The sequence below is a fragment of the Paenibacillus sp. FSL M8-0334 genome, assembly GCF_038000405.1.
GTDB classification, from domain to species: domain Bacteria; phylum Bacillota; class Bacilli; order Paenibacillales; family Paenibacillaceae; genus Paenibacillus_AQ; species Paenibacillus_AQ campinasensis.
The window spans coordinates 2,470,605-2,494,247 of record NZ_JBBOCH010000001.1; the positions used below are offsets into that span (position 1 = coordinate 2,470,605).

Genomic DNA, 23,643 nt, shown 5'->3' on the forward strand with positions numbered 1-23,643 from the left:
GGCGGCCTTCGGAGAAAAAAAGATAGGCTGTAGTCCGCGGAGGGGATGTTGTGATAAGCTCTCCTTATACGCGATGAGAGAACGGCGTGCTCGGTTTCACGGATGCCAGGCATCCTGCACAAATGACCACAGACGGGAGTAGAAGAACACGATGAGCAAATGGAAATTGGCTGTTATTGGCCTTGGGCATATGGGCAAGCATATGATTCATCGCTTGCTGCCACAGTTTACGGACAAGATCGAACTGGTGGCGTTATGCGACAATGACGAAGCAAGTTTGCGGCGCGAAGCAGAAGCGGCTGGAGGGAGCGCCCCTGCGCTATACACAGACTATCGGCTGCTGCTGGAAGAGATACCGCTCGATCTGGTCTATATCGCGGTTCCGCCATCCCTGCACTACAATGTGGCGCGGATCGCTTTTGAGAAGGGGATTCACGTCTTTCTGCGAGAAGCCGCTGGCCAACAGCCTAGCGGAGGCGAAGCGACTGCTGGAGCTGGCTGAGCAGGCACGGGTGAATCATGTGATTCACTTCTCGCTTCCGCTCGATCCGGCTGTACAGAAGCTGCAATCGCTCGTTCAGGAACGGGCCATCGGGAGCATTCAGCGTATGGAGCTCTACCTGGAGTTTCCGCAGTGGCCAAGAGCCTGGCAGCAGAATGCCTGGATTACGTCCCGGCATGAGGGCGGGTATTTGCTGGAAGTGGGCATCCACTGGATCAATATGATTCAGCAGGTGTTCGGCCCAATAACCCATGTTCAGAGCGAGGTCGAGTTTCCGGCGGATTCGAAACAATGCGAGAGCACCGTCAAGGCAACGATGCGGCTGCATCATGGCGTGGATATCCAGGTGTCGGGTACGGATCATCGTGAAGGGGAAGAGCGTGTCTCCCTGGTCGTTCACGGGGACGAGGGGACAATAGCGCTGGAGAACTGGCGCCATCTGTTCAAGGGCGGTAAGGGAGAAGAATTACAGCCTGTACCGGCCGAAGCGGAGGAGAGCAAGCTGCCCATCTTGAAGCAGATTCTTCGGATATTAGACGGGGAGCCGGGCCAGGTCTATGATTTCTATGATGGATATAACGCCCAGGTGGTGCTGGAAGCATTGCGCAAACCGGGGGAAGGCTTCACGGACTTGAGACCGCTGCTGCAGTCCAAGTGACGGATTTGACGATCTCGGGTCCGGATGGAAATTGTCCTCCGACTCAAGGTTATCGGGATGACATCGGGTGATTTGTATGCATGGTCGTACAAATCACCTTTTATTCGTTGAACTGGGCCGTCTTGTACAACAAATCGTATAAGTCATCCTGAGGCGAAGCATGCCGCGATCCTTTCTGTCTGAGCTGTAATCCGTGCGACCTCATGGCTTATAAAGAGGATGCAGATGCTCCCAGCAGGCTCTTCCTCTTGATCCCCTTTACGAGGGATTAATTTCCTTATAGATATCGTTTATAATGTAGGAGATTGTGGAAGAGAGCTTAGGCTAGCAAAATAATAGGGGTGAATGCGTTTGAAAAACAACAGTTCAAAAAGAATGGCGAGTTTTCTGATCTTATTTCTTGTATGTCATATTGCACTATTTCAACCAGTAGGTATGTCGGCTGCAGGGTCAGAATTCACGCAGTCCAGCACTCCAATAAGCTTAAGCTCCAGTACTGAACGGACCGTGGACTACATTCATAATCAGGATGGGTTTAGTTATAGCGGACTTATTCCGGCTCAACCGCTAGGCACAGAGATTGAAATGACGGGCTATCAGGATTGGCCGAGCGGTTTTACCAAAGATGGTTATGCCTTTGCTGGCGGGGTCTTTGACGGTCAGAGCATTTGGATGCTTCCTTTCAATGTCGATCAGGTTGTGAAAGTGGATAGCGTGACCGGCCAGATGACGGGGTACAACGACTGGCCTGCGAATCTTGATCTAGGGGGGAGCTACGGGGGCTTCTTCGTCGGGTCATTCAAGGGCGGGGCGTTTGACGGTGAGAACATCTGGATGGTCCCTTATAATGCCAGTCAGGTTGTTAAGGTGAACAAAGCAACGGGTGAGATGAGCGGCTATGAGAACTGGCCCGTGGGATTTACTAAAGGAGAAAATGCATTTTCAGGCGGGATCTATGCTGGATCAAGTCTGTGGCTTATTCCTGCGTCAGCTGATCGCGTTATCGAACTGAATACGGAAACGGGTGAGATGACCGGTTATGACGCTTGGCCCGCCGGATTTATGAAAAATCAGTATTCCTTTACGGGCGGTGTATATGACGGTCGAAATATTTGGCTGATTCCATACAATGCAGACCGGATTGTGAAGCTGGACACGGAAACAGGCGAGATGACAGACTATGACGCTTGGCCGGCCGGATTTACGAAGAATCCGTATGCCTTTGCGGGTGGTGTGTATGACGGTCAGAACGTTTGGCTGGTTCCTCTTAACGCTTTGCAGGTGTTGAAAGTCAATACGCTGACAGGGGAGATGACTAGCTACGACTTGCCTAGGGATGCTTGGCAAGGAGCCGGTGGGAGCATCTTTCAAGGTGGCGTGTATGATGGTCAAAGCATCTGGCTCCTTCCCTATTCGGATGGGATTGGGGTCGTGCGAATTGATAAAACGACAGGCGAAATGGCAACCTACAAGAATTGGCCAAGCGGCTTCTCAAAGGGGTTAGCTGCTTTTAATAGTGGTGTATTTGACGGCCAGAATATCTGGATGATCCCTTATAGTGCTGACCGTATCATCAAACTATTTTCGCTGACGTATACCATAGAGGAGATCCAGGATCAGCAAATGACTCCGCTAACGGTAGGGTATGAGCCGGGGACACCGGAAATCAAGACCATGACGATCACAAGGAATGGAACAGGGGAGTTAACAAGCCTTGCGGTGGCCTTAAGTGGAGCGGATGCTGATGCGTTTGAGATTAGCCAGCCCGCAGCTACAGCATTAAATCATGCAGCAGCGTCAACGACCTTTACCATTCAGGCGAAGGATGGACTGGCGCCAGGTACATACACAGGCTTAGTGACGGTCTCGGCCGACCATATGGAGGACGTTACCTTTACCATAACGCAAGTGGTTGCCGGAGTGTACGATAGTGTGATAAGTCCCGTAATGGCAAGTTTTGACAAAAATGTGACCTCTGCAACGTATGCCGATATAACAACAGAAGTAACATGGAAGGGAAATACGTTACTTGCGATAGAAAATGAGGGAGTGGCGCTGGTTCCTGATATAGATTATACGCTGGCAGATAACCTCGTAACGATCAAAAAGGAATACTTAGCCGGTCTGCCTCTAGGCGCCACGAGTCTGACGTTTACCTTTAGTGCAGGGGAGCCGCAGACACTGGTTATCACGGTCAGTGACTCGACACCCGTTATTGACGATGTCCCTGACAATGACGGTCCAAACGACGGTTCAAACGGTGGTCCAAGCGGCGGTTCAAATGGGGGCGCAACTGGCGGTACAAATGACGGCAGGGGGAGTAGCATGCCTCCAAATACCCACCTGATTTCGAAGGCTGGGGCAACCATTTCTTTTCAGGGGGGCCAGATTGTAATTCCTGAGGGAGCTTGGAACACATCCTTTTACCTTACGATTAACCGGCTGCGCAGCACAGAGGTTCTGGCTCTGGCCGATACACTCTCTTTAACAGGGAAAGAGCGGTTTGTTAGTGAAGTCATCGAGCTTAAAAAAGATCAAGCAGGGAAGTTTCATAAGGAAGTTACCCTACATTTGGAGTTAACAGAGGATGAGGATTTTGTTAATAGGGAAGGCATGAACGTGTCCCTTTACGGGTTGGACGGAGCAAATCAGGAATGGGTCGAGCTCAATAACGTTAAAGTGGACGAGGAGAAGCATAGCATCAGCGGAACGGTCGACCATTTTACTAAATTTGCGGCGATCGCCTCACAAGAGGAAGAGAAAGAAGCACCCGTACCTGTACCTGCTGTTCATTTATCCGATATTAGCGGACACTGGGCCGAGGAGAGCATCCATCGTCTGGTAGCTATGGGGGCCATTAGCGGTTATCCGGATGGAACCTTTCAACCGAATCAGCCCGTGACAAGATCAGAGTTCGTGACCATCTTGGTGCGAGCGTTTCAGCTTAAGCTAGAAGATGGACTTACGGCTTCGCCTCCTTTTGAAGATGTACAAGCGCATTGGGCGATTGAAGCGATCTCCGCCGCTTACGCTCACGATATCATTCAGGGCTATAGCAATACTTCCTTTGGTCCAGAGGATCGCATGACGCGCGAGCAGATGGCGGTTATGATCGGTAAGCTGCTGGGATTAGAAGCGACCACGTTCAACTCCATATTCGTGGATCAGGGGGCCATATCTGATTGGGCTAATCCAAGAGTGATGGCCGTAGTACAGCGCGGGATCATGAACGGGTATTCGAACCAGGCGTTTAGACCGGAAGCTTATGCTACAAGAGCGGAGGTCGCGGCTGTTATCCTTCGAGCTTTGGAGATAAAATAAGCATAATTCGCAGACGTGAGCGCTATGCGATCGAGCAGCCCTGTCATGCGGATTTAAGAAAAAGAAACCTATCCTTGGTAAAATGGCGGATTACCCAGCCACTAACCGAACAGGACAGGTTTCTTTTTTGTGCAGCTACCCGCGGATCCTCGTTTCTGCTTATGAATCTTTGCGGAGAATACCCCGCCAAATCACGTCGTTCGTGTCAACAACGCCGCCATTCCACCCGCATCTACTGGCGCTGCAGCGTGCGCATGAAAGCTTCGAGATTGCTGTGCAGGAAGCCAGTGTCCATCTCCATGCCGGTCATGCGGGCTTGAACGTCCCGCACAAAGCTCGTCAAGTCGCTGGTTGAAGTGCGGTCGAACCGGCCGGGGCCCGTGCTTCTCTGAAGCTCCTTCATCTGGTCGGCGGCGGCTTGTCGATATTCCGTTACCCAGTCCTCGCGCGCAGCCACCTTCCGGGCAAAGGTATCCAAGATGCTGCCCCAGTCGCCTCCGGTGGCTATCGCCTCCTGAAGCTGGGTCATGGTGTCCGGCTCGAATCGGCGCATCATCTCGCCCAGGTCGACATAATCATCAGGAGCGCCGACCGGTCTCTGTGCCGGAGTGTCATAACGGATGACATTGGTGTCAGGATCGACGGTGCCCGTGTTAGAGATCGCTGCGATGAGACGCATCGTATCCATCCATTGTGCAGCCGCATCCTTGTCCATGTAGTTGTCAGCTATGAATTGAGCCTGAGCAAGACCGAGCTCCACAAGTGCAGCCCGCTTATCCGTGTCTGTCTCGTTGGTGATGAAATTGGATTGAATAATGCCGTAAGCAGCCTCGCTTACCTGTGCCGGCTGATCCTGCAGCAGCTGCTTCAGCGAATCATGAATTTGAGCCGTTCCAAAATAAACAGCCGAATGATGCACAATAGCGGAATCGGCCAGCTGACGCGCACCGGGACTGATCTCGACCGAGTCCTTGTCATGCGGCCGCACGGGAGGCGCATCGGTCACTAACGCAAGCCGGTCGGGATGTGATTTGCGGGATGTGTAGAGATTCATGATGGTGTGTGGAGCATTTCCATTTACGTTCATCGTTATCTCACCCTATTACCTTCAATATTTACCTCTTATATCCATTTATATCGGACAAGTGAGCCGACATTTGAATATCCGCGGAAGAAAAAAAGCGGCCAGCTTGGCCGCTTGCAAGGAAATTCACGTTCGGGCATCATTACCCGCGGATGCTATAGGCAAAATGATATACGCGATCAATGGTATTCACGCTAGGCCGATCGGTCACTCTGGCCAGTACGCCGCAAAGATCAAAGTAGTGGGTGAAATTAATCGCTCCCGGCAAGAACTGGCTGAGGCTGGCGGTGGGAGACGGGAGAGATAGCGTAATGCTGAATTCCCCGCGGCTGTTGGTTGTAACAGTTCCGCTCCGATATCGATTGCCGCTGCCCTCGGTCCAATAGCTGTTCTCCCAGATCACTTCCACCTCTGCATTGGCTACAGCATAGTTATCGGACGTGGCCACCACGCCGTTGACTGTGAAGCTGTTTCCGGTAATCCGGTAGAATCGCCCGTAAGCATAGCTTGGATAATCGTTCGGACCGCCATTTGAGTTGTAACCGGTGATCACAATGCGGTCAGCCCGGAGAATCGGCTGTACATGGAGTGTGTAATTGGTATCGGAATAGCTGTTGGTTGTATACACCCGAAGGTAATAAGTGCCGGTACCTACAGCGGCTTTGTCAGTGTCGGAAGAGATCCGTGTCATGCGATTGCCGCTTAAGGCGCCGTACAGCTCCGCTTTGTAGCCGGCCGCGACAGAGGCCTGGTCCAGACTGATCTGGAATGCGTCATAATTGCGACTGGCTGGAACGGTGATTGCGTACCAATCCTGGTCCACTTCGGAGTTAATGGAGCGGCTGACAATGCTGGAACCTCCAAGCGCCACGGTGAACGGGTAAGCACGGAAAGCATTCTCATCCGTCTCGAACGGGTCATAGGTCGAACTCGTGGAGACCGTTAAATAGAACGGCTCGTTGATGCTTGCTCCGACCGCTCCATATACCTCCATCAGGTAGGCTTTAGGGGCGGAGGTCGTGTTCTTGGTGCCGACGTTCTCGGACAAGGTTCTGGCGCCGTCGGCATAGTTGTTCAGATGGGTTCCATAGATGGAATAATCAATAGGATTGGGGTTCAAATCACCGGTAGACATATCGAATTCATAAAGGTACAGATCGTAGTCGAGCTGTGCGAGTGCGGGGCTGTCAAGCTGAACCTGCAGGATATCTCCGGGATTTACGTAAAACGGGTATAAAAAGGCGGAGGTTCCTTCCTGCTGGATATAACCGATGTATGTAGAAGTCTCTGCCGAGGTGCTGATCGATTGCGGTGAGGCGTTCATTTCATGGGCGGATGATTTCGATTTTGTTGTGATCGAGTTCAGTGTTGCAGATAGGTCCGTTTGATGCTGCTTCAATTTCGTAGTATCCATCTCTGACTCGCTCTGGACAAGCTCGGTGATCATTTCTTCACTGGGCTGTAGTACCTCCGGTGGCGCGGCCGCCTCAAGATCTTCGCCGGTGATGACCGGGCCTTCCGGCAGGGGATCAGCAAATACCTGAAAGCTAAAGACGTGGATAACGAGTAGAATCATGGCCATGGTGAGGGAGAGTTTCTTTTTCATCAATTAGAACTCCTTTCAACCATCTAGAATATTTTAAATACAATTCCAGTATATTCTAAATATGATAGTTTGTTAAGGAGTTTCATAGATTGTTACATATATAGTCGTATTTCAACTATAACCATAAGCGGAACCTCTCTTGTAGCTGATGCGACATGTTCTGGTGGTAGTCCTTATCACGTAGATAGAGGCCGGTCTAAAGGGAATCCCGCAAGCGGCGAATGTCCCGAATTGGCGGCTGGCCGTACATGCGGGCATACTCGCGGCTGAATTGGGAGGGGCTTTCATACCCGACTTCGAAGGCAGCATCAGAAGCGTCCATCGAGGAAGAGAGAAGCAGGCGGCGCGCCTCTTGCAGGCGCAGCTGTTTCTGGTATCGGAGCGGGCTCATGCCTGTCACTTCTTTGAAAACTTCATAGAACGACGACTTGCTCATGGCCGCTTCTGCAGCCAGGTCGTCGATGCATAGCCGCTTCGCGAAGTTTCGGTTAAGCTGTTCGAGAACGCTCGCGATGCGCTGAGCATGACTGCCGATAAGAGCAAACTGCCTCATGCTGCCGCCTTGGTCGCTCTGAAGGATGCGGTAGATGATCTCGCGGATGATCATCGGGGCAAGAACCGGGATATCCTGCGGGGCATCGAGCAACCGGACAAGCCTTATAACCGCGTCGTTCAGCCCATCGTTCATCCGGCTGATGACCAGGCCACGCCGGGCCCCGGGTTCGGCGGGCGCCGATAATCCAGCCGTTTGGATGACATCCAGTAATCCGCGACGATCCAGCTGTAGTTGGAGGCATAGATAAGGGGCTTCCGGGGAGGCCTCAATCACTTGTCCGACAATCGGCAGATGAACTGAAGCCGTCAAATAACTGGACGGGTCGTAGCGGTAGCTCTCCTCCCCCAGCATCGCGATCTTGGCGCCCTGGGCTACGATGCAGAGCGATGGTTCGTATACAGAGTGCACAGGCTCCGACACCTGCGAAGACCGGATGATCCGCAACGACGGGATTGTGGTTTCATGGGTGCCGTCGGCAGCTGCGTATCGCTTCATCGCTTCAACGAGCTCCGCACTTGGGCCCGGCAGTTTATCAACCATCATTCATGCCCTCCGTTCCTGTTAGTCTACTCCTACCATTGTATGAATTTCCGGAAGATTAGGCAAACGGGGTGTAATATCCGGCTACCGCTGGCCTTCCTGCAGGCGTCATAATGAGTGTGTAAGTGATGTATGAGGTGAAGGGAGAGGGAAGAATGGGCAATCACGATCATCATCCGTACCCGCATCCGTATGTCGGCATGTGGGTCACTAGAGACGGATTCATACGGCATGAATTGCTGCCGAACGGACGCTATGACGAAGCGCGCGGCACCCGCCAAAGCGCTTATCAGGGCCGCTACACGATAGACGGGGACCATATCGAGTATGTGGATGATACGGGCTTTACGGCCGACGGGGATTTTCGGGAGGGTGTTCTGTATCACGCCGGCATGGTGCTCTATCGCGAAGAACGACATGAGAATGAGGAGGCATAAGACCATGTTGCCTATAAAGGATAAAGTGATCATCATTACAGGGGCGAGCAGCGGAATTGGGGAAGCGACCGCGCGTCTGCTCGCCAGCCGCGGTGCCCATGTCGTGCTGGGGGCTCGGCGGACAGAGCGACTGAAGGCGCTGGTATCCGCTATTGAGGCGGACGGCGGCTCGGCGGTGCATCAGGCGCTTGATGTGACCGATCCCAAGCAGATGGAGGCCATCGTCGCGCTGGCCCGTAAGCAGTATGGGCGGGTCGATGTGCTTGTGAACAACGCGGGAGTGATGCCATTGTCTCCGCTAGAAGCGTTGAAAATTGATGAGTGGAACCGCATGATCGACGTGAACATTCGTGGAGTCCTTCACGGTATAGCCGCAGTGCTGCCTGTTATGAAGGCTCAAGGAACCGGCCAGATCGTGAACATCGCTTCCATTGGCGCATATGAGGTATCGCCGACCGCGGCGGTTTATTGTGCAACGAAGTACGCGGTGCGTGCGATCACCGAGGGGCTTCGCCTCGAAGCCGGTCCGGGCATTCGCGTGACGCTTGTGTCGCCTGGTGTTACGGAGTCCGAGCTGGCGGACAGTATATCGGATGCGGGAGCTGCCGCGCTGATGAAGGAGTACCGCCGACATGCGATCCCGGCCTCAGCCATCGCAGGTGCGATCGCCTATGCGATTGAACAGCCCGCGGATGTGGATGTGAATGAACTTGTTGTGCGGCCTGCCGCGCAGCGGGCATAACGCCTTAAGCTGTCCGCTGCCTAAGCGGCGGGAAATGCGTACTGTCTGCCGCATATGCCAGCGTAGACGAAGCCCAGCCGTGAGGCTGGGCTTTTTTTGGGGCTATCTGTATATGCCAAGTTGGGGAGATTCGGATTAGGCTCGCATCATTCCTTTCCGAACAGCCCTTTATTAATCAGATGATACAGAATTTCCGCGATTTCCCGCGGGGACTTGTCCATGTCATTGCTGAGCCAAGCCTTCATCACATGGATGCATCCGCTAATAACGAATGTGCTCATGTATTCGGACAGATCCTCGTCAAGATGCTTCACGGCAGACCAGTGCTCCATAAAGTATTGATGGGCAAACGTCATGACCTTTAGCTGGAAGGAAGAATCCATTCTCTCGTTAAGCAGCGTTTGGCAGGTGTCTCGCTTGGAAGCAAAGTACTCCAACAAGTTTTCAAGCACGGGAAGGGCATCCTGTTCATTCTCATACTGGAACTGGTTCAGATATCCGGCCAAATCCTTTATAATTTCTTCCTCAATTTGCTCCAGCAGATCATATTGATCGGCATAATGAGCATAAAAAGTAGAACGGTTGATATCGGCCAGTTCGCAAATGTCCTTCACGGTAATGGAGGATAGTGGTCTTTCCTTCAATAGCTGGATCAAGCTGTCTCTAAGCACCATCCGTGTGTATTTTTTACGCCGGTCTAATGCAGCCATATCGAGCTCCTTCTTCCGTTTATCCAACATAATTCCCGATTGTGTCGGGTAACTTACGGATTCTAATGAACTGTATGTTGAGTAAGCAACACCGTGTCGATATAATGATAGCGTGTAGATGAATAATGGGCAAGAGAGGGTGCATTAGAATAAGTATGGCAGCAAGAATTCTCAAGTATAAAAAAGCCGTTGCGATCGTATTCGCTATACTTACGGTGATCTGCATCTTCGCACAGTTCGGGGTATCGGTCAATTACGATATGAAGGACTATTTGCCCGAAGGTGCTCCGTCCACAGCTGCGATGGACACGATGGAGAAGGAATTCGAAGGGAGTGTTCCTTCCAATCGTGTGATGATCCATGATGTCACGCTCCAAGAGGCGCTTGCGTTCAAGGAGGAGCTTGCGGCGATCGACGGCGTATCGGATGTAACCTGGCTTGATGATGCGTTCGATCTGAAGACGCCGATTGAAATGGCGGATGAAGAGACAGTAAGAACGTATTACAGGGACGGAACAGCCTTGTATATGTTCAGCATCCGGGATGGGGATGAAGTGGCGGTTACCGACGCCATATACAGCCTGATCGGCGAGGATAACGCCATGGCAGGGGAATCGGTGAACACGGCCACACAGCAGAAGATGGCAGGTTCGGAATCGCTGTTCGCAGCCGCGCTGCTCGTTCCGATCATTATCATCATTCTGGTGATCTCCACCACATCATGGGTGGAACCGCTGCTCTTTTTAACGGCAATAGGTGTCTCGATTCTCATTAATATGGGCACGAACCTGTTCCTGGGGGAAGTCTCGTTTATCACCCAGTCGGTCGCCCCGATACTGCAGCTGGCGGTGTCGCTCGATTATGCGATCTTCCTACTGCACAGCTTCTCTGACTACCGGAAGAAGGTAGCGGATCCGCAGGAAGCGATGCGGCTCGCGATGAAAAGCTCCTTCCCGGCGATTGCGGCCAGTGCATCGACGACCTTCTTTGGGTTCATTGCACTGTCGTTCATGAAGTTTGAAATCGGTTCGGACCTGGGCATTAATCTGGTCAAAGGAATTCTGCTCAGCTTCATTAGCGTCATGGTGTTCCTGCCTGCATTGACGCTGCTCTTCTACAAATGGATTGACAAGACCCAGCACAAACCGTTCATTCCGGCCATTAAAAATGTAGGCAAAGCCGTGGTGAAGGTCAGGGTTGGCAGCCTGCTTGTCGTTCTTCTGCTGGTGGTGCCAGCATTTCTCGCACAGGCGCAGACCACGTTCACTTATGGCATTGGCGATCAGCCCGAGACGACAAGAGCGGGCAAGGATATAGCCCAGATCAAGGCTCATTTCGGGGAAAGCACACCGATGGTGCTGCTGGTTCCTAAGGGGGATGTTGCCAAGGAAGAGGAGCTGGTGCGGGATCTGGAGGGCATTCAGCATGTTACAAGCGTGCTGGCATACGTCAACACCGTCAGTGCGGCGATTCCTCCAGAGTATCTGGACGCTTCGATCACGGAGCAGTTTTATTCCGAGCATTACAGCCGGATCATCCTCCAGACCAATACGAAGAATGAGGGCGAGGAGGCCTTCGGCTTAATTGAGAAGGTGCAGGAAACGGTGGCTTCTTATTATTCCGAGGATGTACATCTGGTCGGGGAAAGCGTGACCTTGTACGATATCAGAAATACGGTGCAGGAAGATAATCGACAGGTCAATCTGTTAACTCTTCTGACGATTGCCTTGGTGCTGCTGATTACCTTCAAATCGATCTCCATTCCAGTGATCCTGCTGTTAACGATTCAGTCAGCTGTGTGGATCAATCTGTCGGTTCCGTACTTCTCGGATACAACGCTGGTGTACGTAGGGTATCTGCTGATCAGCATCATTCAGCTGGCGGCAACCGTAGACTATGCGATTCTGCTTATGGATGCGTACCGGGAGCACCGGCAGGAGCTGACGGTTCGCGAAGCGATCAAGAAGACGCTGGATGAGAAAATATTTGCCATTGCGATTTCCGCTTCGATTCTGTCGAGTGTCGGGTTCATATTGTGGATCACCTCCTCCAACCCGATTGTAGGCTCGATTGGACTGCTGCTGGGAAGAGGCGCACTGCTTGCCTTTATTATGGTTATTTTCTTCCTGCCGGCATGTCTCGCAGTGTTTGATAAGTTGATTGCCACAACGACCTGGAAAGCAAATTTCTATAAGGAGAAAAGATGATGAAGAGTATACAAAGGGTTCTGCTAGTCTTCGCTGCTGTCATTCTACTGCTTCCGTCTTTTCTTGTGACAGCTTCACAGAACAGCAATAGCAGCACATCCAGTGAAGAGGTAGTGCAAGGGGCGGGGGTTGTCTCCGCCAAGGATGAAGTGGTTTATGCAAGGCTGGGGGCAACCGGCGATAAGCAAGAAATATATGTTGTCAACGTTCTGGACGTTGAACAAGCGGGGACAATTACAGATTACGGCACGTACACCAGCCTGAAAAATTTGACTGACATGTCCCCCCTGGAGCAAACAGGCGATGCGGTCGAAGTGGCCGCGCCGAAGGGGAAGTTCTATTATCAGGGGAATATGAACGATGCGGCATTGCCTTGGAATATTTCCGTGTCTTATCTGCTGGACGGGAAGGAGATTGCCCCTGAGGATCTCGCCGGCGCAGAGGGCCACGTGCAAATTAAGATTGAGACATCGTCGAACGAGGAAGTGGACGAGGTATTTTTCCAGAATTACTTGCTGCAGGTGTCGCTCTCGCTCGATACGAAGATTTTCCGCAATATCCAGGCACCTGACGGTGTCATAGCCAACGCAGGGAAGAATCAGCAAGTGACCTTCACCGTCATGCCCGAGAAGCATGCGAATCTGCTTGTCGAGGCGGATGCAGCCGGGTTCGAGCTGGACGGGATTGATATCACCGCCATTCCTTCCTCCATGTCGATCGACGCGCCGGATCTGGATGGGATGACGGAGGATATGGGCGCATTGACGAACGCCATCGGCGAAGTGCATGAAGGCGTCGGGGAGTTGCTGAACGGGGTCCATGAATTAAACGATGGCATGAAGGAACTCCACAGCGGCTCAGAGGAATACAAGAACGGCATTTCCACGATTCATCACTCCTCATCCGAGCTGGTGAATGCGTCCGGCAGCATCGCTCAGGCGCTCGATACATTGCATGCATCCCTGGACGGAGGGATGGACGAATCCGGTCTCGGGGACCTGAATCAGCTTGTGACCGGGCTTTCCCAGATTGCCGGCGGGCTTAGAGAGACCGCCACGGGGCTCGGTACTTTGCAAGAGAATTATGCGAAGGCGCATACCGCCTTGCAGTCGGCCATGGCGGCGATTCCGGAACAGGCGATATCGGAAGCGGACATTCAGCAGCTGTACGGCAGCGGGGCAGACCCTGCGGTTGTCGAGCGGCTGGTTGAGACGTATGCGGCCGCCCAGACCGCGAAGGGGACTTACTCGGCAGTGAAGGCAGGCCTTGATGCGGTTGATGGCGTGCTGGGACAAGTGCGCGCTTCCCTGGCCGAGATGGCCAATCAATTGGATGCGATGTCCCAAGGGCTGGCCGCTTCGCAGGGCGAGGCAGATGCTGCCGCAGCTTCATTCGTCCAGCTGCAGGAAGGAATCAAGCTCCTGTCTACGAATTATAAGGAGTTTCATGCCGGACTGGTCGAGTACACCGGGGGCATCAGCCAGCTGTCCAGTTCTTATGAAGAGATGCACAGCGGCCTAGGCGCGCTGTCCGAGGGCACCGCTGAGTTTGAGAACGGCATAGGCAAGCTGCATGACGGCACCGACGAGCTCTATGCTTCCACGAAGGATCTGCCGGATCAGATGAAGGACGAGGCTGACCGGATGATGGCCGAGTTCGACAAATCGGACTTTGAGCCGGTCTCCTATGTATCGCCGAAGAATACGACGATCAACACGGTTCAGTTTGTGTTCAAGACCGAAGGGATCAAGATTCCGGAGGTTGAAGAGACAGAGGCTCCGGAAGAGGCCAAGGCGGGCTTCTGGGACCGCTTCGCCAATCTGTTCAAAGGTTGGTTCTAGCTCGCTAGAATAGATTGGATTTGAGAGACATCCCGCATAGTGGCACCAGCCCGACAATGCTATAATGCTTGTAGATACTAGAGATAGAGATGAGAACTGACTCATAAACAGAAGGGGAGCCGACATCATTGAATATCGATATTGTCATTACGTTGTCGGTGCTGGTGCTGGCATCGGTCTTGTTTATATCCGGCAAGGTGCGCTCGGACATGGTGGCGATCGGCGCGTTGATTGCGCTGATGCTGTTCGGAATCTTAACCCCAACCGAGGCGCTGTCGGGCTTCTCCAGCACCGTGGTGATCATGATGGCCGGCCTGTTCGTGGTCGGCGGGGGAATCTTTCAGACTGGACTCGCCAAGCTGATCAGCGGCAAGCTACTCCAGCTGGCGGGGACGAGCGAGACCCGGCTGCTCATTGTCATAATGTTGGCGACAGGCTTTATGGGCACATTCATCAGCAACACGGGAACGATTGCGGTCATGATGCCTATTGTGGTCAGCATGGCGATGAGCGCCGGCGTCAATCCGGCTCGGCTGCTGATGCCGCTTGCGTTCGCCAGCAGCATGGGGGGAGCGCTCACCTTGATCGGGACACCGCCCAATCTTGTCATACAGGATGTGCTGGTGGCCGGAGGATTCGAAGGGCTGCGCTTCTTCTCCTTCACGCCGATCGGTCTGCTCGCCCTTGCCGTCGGGATCATCTGCATGCTGTTTCTGCGCAGGTGGCTGCCGAGGCAGGAGGATGGGCTGACGCAGCGATCGGAGGCTCGCTCCACGAAGGCGATTGCGGCGGAATATCGGCTGGGGCAGAATCTGTATCGCGTGCAGGTGAATGCCGATTCGCCACTATGCTCAAAAAGGTTAAAGGAACTGCGGTTGTCGGAACGGTATCATGTGAATATCATCGAAGTCCGGCGCAGGATGTCCATGAAGAATCAGTTCTTCAAGACGATTCCGCAGGAAGTGGCCACTTCGGAGACGGAGCTGCAGGAAGGGGATATTCTGTATGTTCATGGCGCCTTTGAAGATGTAAAGGTGCTGGCCGAGGATTGCGGGCTGATGCTTCTCGACCATCAAGCTGCAGAAGCTGCGCTCACCACTGGGGATATCGGGATAGCAGAGGTGTTGCTTGCTCCCTCCTCAACGCTCATTCACAAGCGGGTGGCCGAATCAGGATTTCGGGAGAAATTCCGGCTGAACATACTGGGGATCCGGCGCAAGGACGAGGTCATCCTGCATCATCTGAAGGATGAGCGGATGCGTTACGGAGATGCGATGCTGGTCCAGGGAGCGTGGAAGGATATCGCGCTGCTGGCCGAGGAGACAGATGTCGTTGTTGTCGGACAGCCTGCTGAGGAGGCGCGGAAGGTAACGCTTGACCATAAAGCGCCGATTGCCGCCGGCATTATGCTGCTCATGGTCGGCCTGCTCATTATTGATGTGATTCCGGCGGTAGCCTCGGTCATGATCTGCGCCGTCCTGATGGTGCTGTTCGGCTGTCTTCGCAGCATGGAGGATGCCTACAAAACGATGAACTGGGAAAGCATCGTATTGATTGGCGGCATGCTTCCTGTATCCATTGCGATTGAGAAGACGGGGGCAGCCGGCCTGTTATCCAATGGACTTGTGGACATGCTGGGAAGCTTCGGCCCGCATGTTATGCTCGCGGGAATCTATGCTCTAACATCGCTGCTGACGCTCTTCATCAGCAATACGGCGTGTGCCGTGCTTGTGGCACCGATCGCGCTGGCTTCCGCAGTGGAGCTCGGGGTCAGCCCGTATGCGTTCCTGTTCGCGGTGGCCATCGGAGCCAGCATGTGCTTTGCGGTTCCGTTCTCCACACCGCCGAATGCCTTGGTGATGTCGGCAGGACGTTATGCCTTCATGGATTTTGTCAAAGTGGGCTTACCGCTGCAGGTGATCGTCGCTGTAGTGATGATTACGGTGCTGCCGTTGTTTTTCCCGTTTTAAAAGGCATGATTTCCAGGCGTTAATAGTTGTGATTAGTCGTGATTTTCAGGCATTATATATTTCGGTAGACCCCTCGCAAGAGGGGTTTTTTCATATACCCACGAAGATGATTGGACATGGCCAAGTGGGCCATGCTGCCCGGTGATTGCCAGATGGCCGCGGGGGTGACCGGCTACCGAGAAGGGACATTGTGGGTGAGCCGCAGCATAAGGCTTGCTTATTGCTAAGGCATAAAGCTTGGTGTACCAGCCGGACGCATGCCTTATATGACTTGGCGATTCCGTCTTTTCTCTTATGGCTGATGCGAGCCCAGTCTTTTTCGGGCGGAATTGTTCTTGGGGGTCACCGGGATGTGCGGCATCGCTTTTCCGAGACCGTACTTCGGCATGTTTCTGTACATCGCTTCATAAGCACCGCCCTGCAGCTGATACGTTTCATGATATACGCCGACGGCAGGGTTATGGCCGACATGCTTATTGAAATTCTCCCATGCAGCCATGTGCTTCTTGTTATGGGCATAGGCAATCAGATCATCCACCGAACGCCAGTACTGGATCATCGCCGTGGTACGCAGCCCAAAATAACTCTCCATGGATAAGAAGCCCAGCTCCTCCTTGTGGGTATACAGCTCGCGAATCATGCCGGGCATAGCGTGAAACACAGGCAGCCACTTATGAACAGCCAGCGGCTTGTTAATCCGCATACCAATGATAAATACTACGATGTCCTCGCTGTTGTCCGTCGTATAGGGCCCTGTGAAAATAGAATTTCCCATCGTACCTCCTCTAATCAGCTTGAGTCATTTGCTTCCATCATACAACGCATTATATTGGAGGAGAACGGGAATGGCTGTGAAAATGCTGAATGAATGACTCCATAATCATTTACAAACCAACGGTCGGTATTTATAATGAGTGTATCACTTACTTTTGCATGGGAGGGGACCTATTGAAACAGGAGGAACGCAGACAACAGACGACGAGACGTTTAATGGAGGCGACCCGGGCGCTGATTGAAGAAAAGGGTTGTAATTCCATTACGATGCAGGACATCGTGGGCCGGTCCGGCCTGTCCAAGGGAGCGATTTTTCATTATGTGAAAAGCAAGGACGAGATCTTTGTATGGCTGCTGCAAGAAGGGCTTGAGGAAACAAACCAGCGTTTCATGAGCGAGATTGAGCAAGGGCACCGCCGCTTTGAGGAGCCGATGCAGCAGATCGCGGAAAGCATTATCCAATATGAGAATCCGCTTAACGTGACCAACAAGGTGCTGCTGTATTTGCTTGGCAAGGAAAAGGACCCTGTCGTTGGGGAGGCCTTGAAACTGTATTACGATCGGTCGGTGTATCTGTCCAGGCTGTGGATCGAGACAGGACAGCGCTACGGTGTTATTCCTGAATCGGTCGAGGCGGACAAAACGGCAGAGATGTTTACGCTGATGACGCTCGGTCTCCGGATCCGCTCCAGCATCCCGGGTACAGAGGCGGTCTTCAAAGCGCATGATATCACCGCGTGGATGACCAGTATGTTGAACCCTCCGAAAGAGGGGAAATAGAAAGGATGAGCGTATTATGGGAATGTGGTTAATCGTACACTTGATTGGTGTCCTCTTCATGGTCGGAAATGTGGTGACTGCGGCATTTTGGAAAATCAAGGCCGATCAGACCGGGAATCCGCATGTGATTCATCACACGGCCAAGCAAGTCATGTTGGCGGACTATGTGTTTACGATACCGGGCCTCGCCCTGATTATCCTATCTGGCGGGGTGATGGCCGGCGTATCAGGCTTCTCATGGTCGGGTCTGAACTGGCTTACGCTTTCACTAGGCCTGTTTGCCGTGACCGGAGTGATCTGGCTGGCTGTGCTCATTCCGCTCCAGCGCACAATGATCCGGCTGAGCGGCGAGAGTGCCAAGAGCGGTGTAATCTCTGCGGAATATAAGCGGGCATCCCGTTTATGGGCGATATATGGGACGGCCGCCACTTTATTACCGTTAGTCATTCTTTACTTGATGGTGATGAAAGGGTTTTAGGTTTAGGGGTGACGCTCGGTGGAGGGGTCTCGGGTGCGCATCATGCTGAGCAGGCTAGTCCCCCCGAATGCCAGTTGCCAAAATGGCCATGATTCGTTATGCTAGTTCCAAACTGAATAGAATGCGGGTGCTGGATGAAGTCCGGCTGAGATCAGAGCCTTGTGCTCGGGACCGTTAATCTGATCCAGGTAATGCTGGCGTAGAGAATATCGTTCGAATTGTTATAAGCCATTCGTGTATTCTCGAATGGTTTTTTTGCATATTCGGGAGAGAACGGGGCTAAGTTGTCCCGCCAATCCAGTGTCGTTCTCTGGATCGAACGTCGAGCTGTGATCAGGAATTTTGATAGATGCGGGAGTGATCCGACTTATGGGGAAGGAAAGTGGACTGAAGGAGCGTTATTCCAGACAGATGCTGTTCGCTCCGATTGGCGAGGAGGGCCAGCGGAAGCTTCTGGAAAGCACGGTTTGCATTATAGGGATGGGCGCGCTCGGCACGGTGCTGGCTAATCATATGGTTCGTTCCGGCGTCGGACGCGTTCGAATGGTGGACCGGGATTATGTAGAACCAAGCAATCTGCAGAGACAGATGCTGTTTGATGAAGCGGATGCGGCCGAGGCGCTGCCGAAAGTGGTGGCAGCCCGGAACAAGCTGCAGCGTATAAATTCAGAAATTGAGCTGGAAGCGGTATTCACGGACGTGACGCCAGCGAACGTGCTTGAACTGATTCAGGATGTGGATCTGGTGCTGGACGGAACGGATAATTTCCAGACCCGTTTTCTGCTGAATGATGCTTGTTTCTCGAAGCGCGTTCCGTTCGTGTATGGCGGGGCGGTGAGCTCGCGCGGGATGAGCGCTGTGTTCATCCCGGGGGTAACGCCATGTCTGCGCTGCTTCATCCAGTCGGCGGACGCCGGTGGGCAGACCTGTGACACGGTTGGAGTCATCTCGCCGATTGTCGATATTGTGGCTTCTTATCAGGCGGTGGAGGCGCTGAAGTACTTGAGCGGAGCCGCGGAGGCGAGAAGGGACAGCCTGCTGACACTGGATATATGGCATAACCAGTATTATGCGATGAAGCTTGGCAAGCCGAGGGAAGCCTGTCCTTGCTGCGGACTTAAGCAGTATCCGGCGCTCCGGGAGGAGGAAGCGACGCTGCTGTCACTGTGCGGCCGGGATTCTATCCAAATCTCGGGGCATGAGCCGTTTGACCTTGCGCTGTGGCATCAGCGCCTGAGTCCGGCTGTGCGGAACACGAAGGTGAATGATTATCTGCTCCGGGCGACGCTGCCGGAAGGCGAACGGCTGGTGCTGTTTGCAGATGGGCGGCTGCTCGTTCAGGGCACGGACGACCCGGCCAGGGCGAAGACGCTTGTGGCCCGTTATATCGGAAGCTGATGAATATGAGCAAGGAGGGTATCTAGACATGGTTGATTTTAGCTTGTACGCCATTACCGGCGAGAACTTCCATCCAGGTAGAGATCTGGTGGAAGTGATGGAGGAAGCGATCTTGGGCGGGGCGGATATTGTACAGTTCCGGGACAAGACAAGCAGCAAGGCCGAGATGTTGCATAAGGCGAAGGCGCTGCGGGTGTTAACACGCAAATACGGAATACCGTACATCGTGAATGATGATGTCGAGCTGGCGCTGGAAGTGGACGCAGACGGAATTCATCTTGGACAGGGAGATATGCCGATTGAAGAGGCCCGGCGGCGTGTCGGGGGCAAAATCATCGGCATCTCGACCCATGCGCTAGAGGAAGCGAGGCTGGCAGAGCAGCAGGGAGCCGATTACATTGGAGCCGGTCCGGTCTATGCGACGAAGACCAAGGCGGACGCTGTCAGCCCGGTTGGCTTATCCTATATTACCGAAGTGGCGGAGAACATCTCGATTCCCTTCGTGGCCATTGGCGGCATCAAGCTGAGCAATGTGGATGAGGTGATCCGTGCGGGAGCACGGCGTGTCTGCGCGATCAGCGAAATTGTCGGCAGTGATGATGTTACGGGCACATGCAGGGCGTTCATCGAGAAGCTAAAAAGCGAGGGGATGAGGGAATGGAGCTGATCATTAACGGCAGCAAGCGGGAGCTTCAGCTGGAGTCACGTACACTCGCTGAAGTGATCGACAAGCTGGGGCTCTCCGGCAAGCCGGTGGTGGCCGAGGTGGATGGCGAAGTGCTGGTGGCGGAGCAGTGGCCGGCTTTTGCAGTCATGCCAGGGATGAAAATCGAACTGGTTCATTTTGTAGGAGGGGGTTGAGCAGATGAGTGCAGATACTTGGCGGATCGGGAAGCATGAGATGTCGTCCCGCTTCTTTCTAGGAACCGGCCTGTTCCCGAGCCCGCTCGTGCAGCAGGAAGCCATTTCCGCCTCTGGCGCAGAAGTGCTGACCTTCGCTATTCGCAGAGTCAATCTGGATGCGGTCGAGGATGATTCCATTCTTCAGCATATCGAGCCTGGCGCATTTATCTTTCTTCCGAATACGTCCGGAGCCCGGACGGCGGATGAAGCTGTACGAATTGCCCGTCTCGCCAGAGCGTCAGGGCTGAGCGACTGGGTAAAGGTGGAGATCAGCGCAAGTGAGCGGACACTGCTGCCAGATCCGATTGAGACGCTGCGGGCGACGGAGATTCTGGTTCGTGAAGGATTTACGGTTCTTCCCTATATTTCGGATGACCCGATCATTTGCAGGAAGCTGGAAGAGGCCGGCGCAGCGGCGATTATGCCGGGCGGCGCTCCGATTGGCACCGGGCTCGGGATTCTGAATCCGTATAACATCGGTTTGATTGTGGAGGAGGCTCGGGTGCCGGTCATCATTGATGCCGGTCTGGGGACGGCCAGCGATGCTTCCCTTGCTATGGAGCTGGGCGCGTCCGCTGTTCTGATGAATACGCCGGTGGCCAAAGCGAAGGATCCTGTAGGCATGGCGAAAGCGATGAGGATGGCGATTGAGGCGGGCCGATTAGCGTACGTGTCCGGCCGGATGCCGAAGAAGCGGTATGCGTCCGCAAGCAGCGGCATGGCGTCACTGATCGTCAAATAAAGCCGCTCACTCCGCGCAGCGAAAGGGAATCATCCGGCTGCTGATGGGCTTCAACGGTCGTAATGGAGAGGCGGTGGGGGTGATGCCTGCCGGGTAACTCCTGCGCTAGGGTAGCTTTGGTGGCCGGGGCACCGTACAGTGGCGGGGGAAATTCCCGACTACAGGGGATAGAAAAAAGGAGCTGAGAAGATGAACGACACGATCATCGTCATGGGCGGCGGAATTATCGGGTTGTCCTGCGCGCTGGAGCTGCGCCGGCGCGGCGCAGAAGTGCGCCTGCTGGAAACGGCCTCCTGCGGCGGGCAGGCGTCGGGCGCAGCGGCCGGCATGCTGGCGCCATATTCGGAGAATCTGGAAGCTCCGGATGCGTTCTTTATGCTCTGCAGGGAAAGCTTGCAGCTGTATCCGGCCTGGCAGCAGCAGATTCGGGAGCTGACCGGAATGGACTTTGAGTATACCGCGTGCGGCAGCCTGTATGTTGCCTATCATGAAGCGGACCTGCTGGCGCTCGAAAGCCGAATGAACTGGCAGCGGGACTACGGCTCGAGCGCGGTTGTTTTGCAGGACCAGGAACTGTTTGACGCGGAGCCGGGACTGTCCCGCAAGGCGATAGCCGCGCTCCTGACGCCGGAGGAACACCATATTTATGCTCCGGATTTCGTCAAAGCGCTGAAGGCAGCCTGTTTGCAGGAAGGGGTTCGCATTCATGAGCATCTGGATGCTCTGGATCTGGTCGAGTGGAAGGATCGGATCGAGGTTCGGGCCCGCAGTGGTCGTGCTTTCACAGGAGATCAGCTGCTTGTCTGTACCGGAGCCTGGGCGGGCGCGATGTCGGACTTGCTCGGCGTCCGGATTCCTGTGCAGCCGATCCGGGGCCAGATCTGTGCTTACGCCTGGGGTGAGAACAGGACGCCGCTGAACCATATGGTTTTTTGCAGCCAAGGGTATATGGTGCAGAAAGGAAACGGTACACTGGTGTGCGGCGCGTCTGAAGATATCGCGGGCTTCGATTCCAGCGTGACTGAGCGCGGTATCCGCCGTCTGATGCAGTGGAACCATAAGGTGGTGCCCGTGCTTGAAGGGCTGAAGCCGTTTCACCGCTGGGCAGGGCTGAGGCCGTCGACGCTGGATGGCCAGCCGCTGATCGGCCGCCTGCCGCATGCGGATCGGGTGCTGCTGGCGGCAGGGCATTACCGCAACGGCATACTGCTCAGTCCCGTGACGGCGATGCTGGCTGCGGATTGTGCCGAGGGCAAGCCCCTCCCGGCATGGCAGCAGGCGTTCCGTCCCGACCGATTCGGGACGGCGGTCACCCGGGTGGATGCTGCTGGTGCTGCCCACGCAATGAGAAGGAGCTGCCCCTAGTTAGTTAGGGACAGCTCCTTTTGCTGTTGTCTGCTTTGGCCGTGGTGGTCCGGCCATGAGGCGATCATCAGTGATAAGCCAGCCCGAAGCGGCACGGCTTCTGGCTCTGTATGTATCGAGCGGAACGTCGATGATGACTAGAAAGATGGACCGGGAAGGCCGGCAGCGGTCGGAACAGACCTTGGCGGTTTATTCGGATCATTCCATGGCCAGACACCGGTGCTTCGGACTCTTAATGGCTAGCTTATATGCTTATAGTCTGTCTTCTGCTGGAACATGCCGGCTTCGAGGATCGCGAGATTGGCTTGTTCATTCAGACGCTGCTTCTCCGCGTATTTCCATTCATCTGCGGGGGAGGTTTTCAGTTCTCCACATACGTCGATGCCGACCACGTTCTTGCTCATGATGAGTGTGTGCAGTGCCACAATCAGCTGTTTCAGGCGCATTTTGCCATGATCCCAGTTGGTGACTGCATCAGCTTCATCCAGCACATCCTTGTCGATGCTGATATATATATCGTTCGTGCCAACGGCGGACAGCAGCTGCTCGGGATGTTTCAATTCAGGTAGCAGCACGGTTCTGGAACGATTGCCAGAACAGGATGGAAACGGGTCAGAGCGGACGCCTACCCAGACGACCTGCCGCATCGAGGGAAGATGGGCCATCGCTTCTGCTACCCATGAGCCGCATGTCAACATTCCCGGAAGCTGATCCGAACGCTTGGCATCGGTATGATTGTCGAATAAGACGAGGGTGAACGGGCGGTCAATCTCGCTGAGCAGGGCATAAGACACATAATGATAGTTGCCGCTGCCGATGTAGGTAATCCCGCTCGTCTTCCGGGCCGCCAGCCTGCGGCGGATCTCTTCCATCGCTTCTTGGGTGCAGAACAGATTGGTGGCCTCGATATTGGACAAATCAATCCACGCGTCGGCCCGCTCCGTTAGAGCAGGCTGCTGCTCGTACACATGATCAAAATCAAGCACCGTCACATCATGATGTAGAAGTCCCATGATCATCATCTCCTTA

21 protein-coding genes are annotated in these 23,643 nt (G+C 54.0%); 15 read left to right on the forward strand and 6 right to left on the reverse strand.

Features of this window, described 5'->3' with window-relative positions; translation table 11 throughout:
• The first annotated feature begins 151 nt into the window (after positions 1-151).
• From MKX64_RS10810 to MKX64_RS10820, 3 genes are all read left to right on the forward strand, one after another.
• Positions 152-502 carry a Gfo/Idh/MocA family protein gene (locus MKX64_RS10810; RefSeq protein WP_341035771.1) on the forward strand — a complete coding sequence of 117 codons (351 nt, stop codon included), beginning with the start codon at positions 152-154 and terminating at the stop codon, positions 500-502.
• Positions 420-1,160 (forward strand): Gfo/Idh/MocA family protein, encoded by a 741-nt coding sequence (locus MKX64_RS10815; RefSeq protein ID WP_341035773.1) that lies wholly within the window; start codon positions 420-422, stop codon positions 1,158-1,160. Before MKX64_RS10810 ends, MKX64_RS10815 begins: the two co-directional genes overlap by 83 nt.
• A 351-nt stretch (positions 1,161-1,511) precedes the next feature.
• Positions 1,512-4,481, forward strand: coding sequence for an S-layer homology domain-containing protein (locus MKX64_RS10820; protein ID WP_341035774.1), 2,970 nt, complete (start codon positions 1,512-1,514; stop codon positions 4,479-4,481).
• A 232-nt stretch (positions 4,482-4,713) separates the two neighbouring features.
• Here the strand turns inward: MKX64_RS10820 and MKX64_RS10825 are convergent, their stop codons facing one another.
• The 3 genes from MKX64_RS10825 to MKX64_RS10835 form a co-directional block, all read right to left on the reverse strand.
• The gene (locus MKX64_RS10825) at positions 4,714-5,568 is read right to left on the reverse strand and encodes a hypothetical protein (protein ID WP_341035776.1); all 855 of its coding nucleotides are present in this window, start codon (positions 5,566-5,568) and stop codon (positions 4,714-4,716) included.
• A gap of 139 nt (positions 5,569-5,707) precedes the next feature.
• Entirely contained in the window at positions 5,708-7,171 is a 1,464-nt protein-coding gene (locus MKX64_RS10830; protein ID WP_155618633.1) for a hypothetical protein, read from the reverse strand.
• 196 nt (positions 7,172-7,367) lie between these two features.
• Positions 7,368-8,267 (reverse strand): AraC family transcriptional regulator, encoded by a 900-nt coding sequence (locus MKX64_RS10835; protein ID WP_155618641.1) that lies wholly within the window; start codon positions 8,265-8,267, stop codon positions 7,368-7,370.
• Between the two features lie 155 nt (positions 8,268-8,422).
• Between MKX64_RS10835 and MKX64_RS10840 the strand changes: the two genes are divergently transcribed.
• The gene (locus MKX64_RS10840) at positions 8,423-8,704 is read left to right on the forward strand and encodes an Atu4866 domain-containing protein (protein ID WP_095265162.1); all 282 of its coding nucleotides are present in this window, start codon (positions 8,423-8,425) and stop codon (positions 8,702-8,704) included.
• A 4-nt stretch (positions 8,705-8,708) separates the two neighbouring features.
• Entirely contained in the window at positions 8,709-9,446 is a 738-nt protein-coding gene (locus tag MKX64_RS10845) for an SDR family oxidoreductase (RefSeq protein WP_095265161.1), read from the forward strand.
• 146 nt (positions 9,447-9,592) lie between these two features.
• Here the strand turns inward: MKX64_RS10845 and MKX64_RS10850 are convergent, their stop codons facing one another.
• Positions 9,593-10,156, reverse strand: a complete 564-nt coding sequence (locus tag MKX64_RS10850) for a TetR/AcrR family transcriptional regulator (protein WP_230875791.1) — start codon at positions 10,154-10,156, stop codon at positions 9,593-9,595.
• 155 nt (positions 10,157-10,311) lie between these two features.
• Here MKX64_RS10850 and MKX64_RS10855 point away from each other — a divergent pair, with 155 nt between their 5' ends.
• From MKX64_RS10855 to MKX64_RS10865, 3 genes are all read left to right on the forward strand, one after another.
• Positions 10,312-12,363, forward strand: a complete 2,052-nt coding sequence (locus MKX64_RS10855) for an efflux RND transporter permease subunit (RefSeq protein WP_341035778.1) — start codon at positions 10,312-10,314, stop codon at positions 12,361-12,363.
• Complete coding sequence (locus MKX64_RS10860) at positions 12,360-14,204, forward strand: YhgE/Pip domain-containing protein (RefSeq protein ID WP_341035779.1); 1,845 nt, start codon at positions 12,360-12,362, stop codon at positions 14,202-14,204. Before MKX64_RS10855 ends, MKX64_RS10860 begins: the two co-directional genes overlap by 4 nt.
• A 128-nt stretch (positions 14,205-14,332) precedes the next feature.
• On the forward strand, positions 14,333-16,174 hold the full coding sequence (locus tag MKX64_RS10865; RefSeq protein ID WP_095265158.1) for an SLC13 family permease: 1,842 nt from the start codon (positions 14,333-14,335) through the stop codon (positions 16,172-16,174).
• A 292-nt stretch (positions 16,175-16,466) separates the two neighbouring features.
• On the opposite strand, the gene MKX64_RS10870 is transcribed toward MKX64_RS10865, so the two are convergent.
• Positions 16,467-16,949, reverse strand: coding sequence for a DUF4188 domain-containing protein (locus MKX64_RS10870; protein ID WP_095265157.1), 483 nt, complete (start codon positions 16,947-16,949; stop codon positions 16,467-16,469).
• A 173-nt stretch (positions 16,950-17,122) separates the two neighbouring features.
• Between MKX64_RS10870 and MKX64_RS10875 the strand changes: the two genes are divergently transcribed.
• From MKX64_RS10875 to thiO, 7 genes are all read left to right on the forward strand, one after another.
• Positions 17,123-17,728, forward strand: coding sequence for a TetR/AcrR family transcriptional regulator (locus MKX64_RS10875; RefSeq protein ID WP_095265156.1), 606 nt, complete (start codon positions 17,123-17,125; stop codon positions 17,726-17,728).
• Between the two features lie 16 nt (positions 17,729-17,744).
• Positions 17,745-18,206 carry a DUF2269 family protein gene (locus MKX64_RS10880; RefSeq protein WP_341035781.1) on the forward strand — a complete coding sequence of 154 codons (462 nt, stop codon included), beginning with the start codon at positions 17,745-17,747 and terminating at the stop codon, positions 18,204-18,206.
• A 369-nt stretch (positions 18,207-18,575) separates the two neighbouring features.
• The gene (locus tag MKX64_RS10885; RefSeq protein ID WP_095265154.1) at positions 18,576-19,604 is read left to right on the forward strand and encodes a ThiF family adenylyltransferase; all 1,029 of its coding nucleotides are present in this window, start codon (positions 18,576-18,578) and stop codon (positions 19,602-19,604) included.
• Positions 19,605-19,632: 28 nt separating this feature from the next.
• On the forward strand, positions 19,633-20,271 hold the full coding sequence (gene thiE, locus MKX64_RS10890; protein ID WP_095265153.1) for a thiamine phosphate synthase: 639 nt from the start codon (positions 19,633-19,635) through the stop codon (positions 20,269-20,271).
• The gene (gene thiS, locus MKX64_RS10895; RefSeq protein ID WP_095265152.1) at positions 20,262-20,465 is read left to right on the forward strand and encodes a sulfur carrier protein ThiS; all 204 of its coding nucleotides are present in this window, start codon (positions 20,262-20,264) and stop codon (positions 20,463-20,465) included. Before thiE ends, thiS begins: the two co-directional genes overlap by 10 nt.
• A 4-nt stretch (positions 20,466-20,469) precedes the next feature.
• Positions 20,470-21,249, forward strand: coding sequence for a thiazole synthase (locus tag MKX64_RS10900; RefSeq protein WP_095399323.1), 780 nt, complete (start codon positions 20,470-20,472; stop codon positions 21,247-21,249).
• Between the two features lie 189 nt (positions 21,250-21,438).
• Positions 21,439-22,614 carry a glycine oxidase ThiO gene (thiO, locus tag MKX64_RS10905; protein ID WP_095265150.1) on the forward strand — a complete coding sequence of 392 codons (1,176 nt, stop codon included), beginning with the start codon at positions 21,439-21,441 and terminating at the stop codon, positions 22,612-22,614.
• 239 nt (positions 22,615-22,853) lie between these two features.
• Here thiO and MKX64_RS10910 read toward each other — a convergent pair whose 3' ends face one another.
• On the reverse strand, positions 22,854-23,627 hold the full coding sequence (locus MKX64_RS10910; protein ID WP_179292094.1) for an arginase family protein: 774 nt from the start codon (positions 23,625-23,627) through the stop codon (positions 22,854-22,856).
• Between the last annotated feature and the right edge of the window lie 16 nt (positions 23,628-23,643).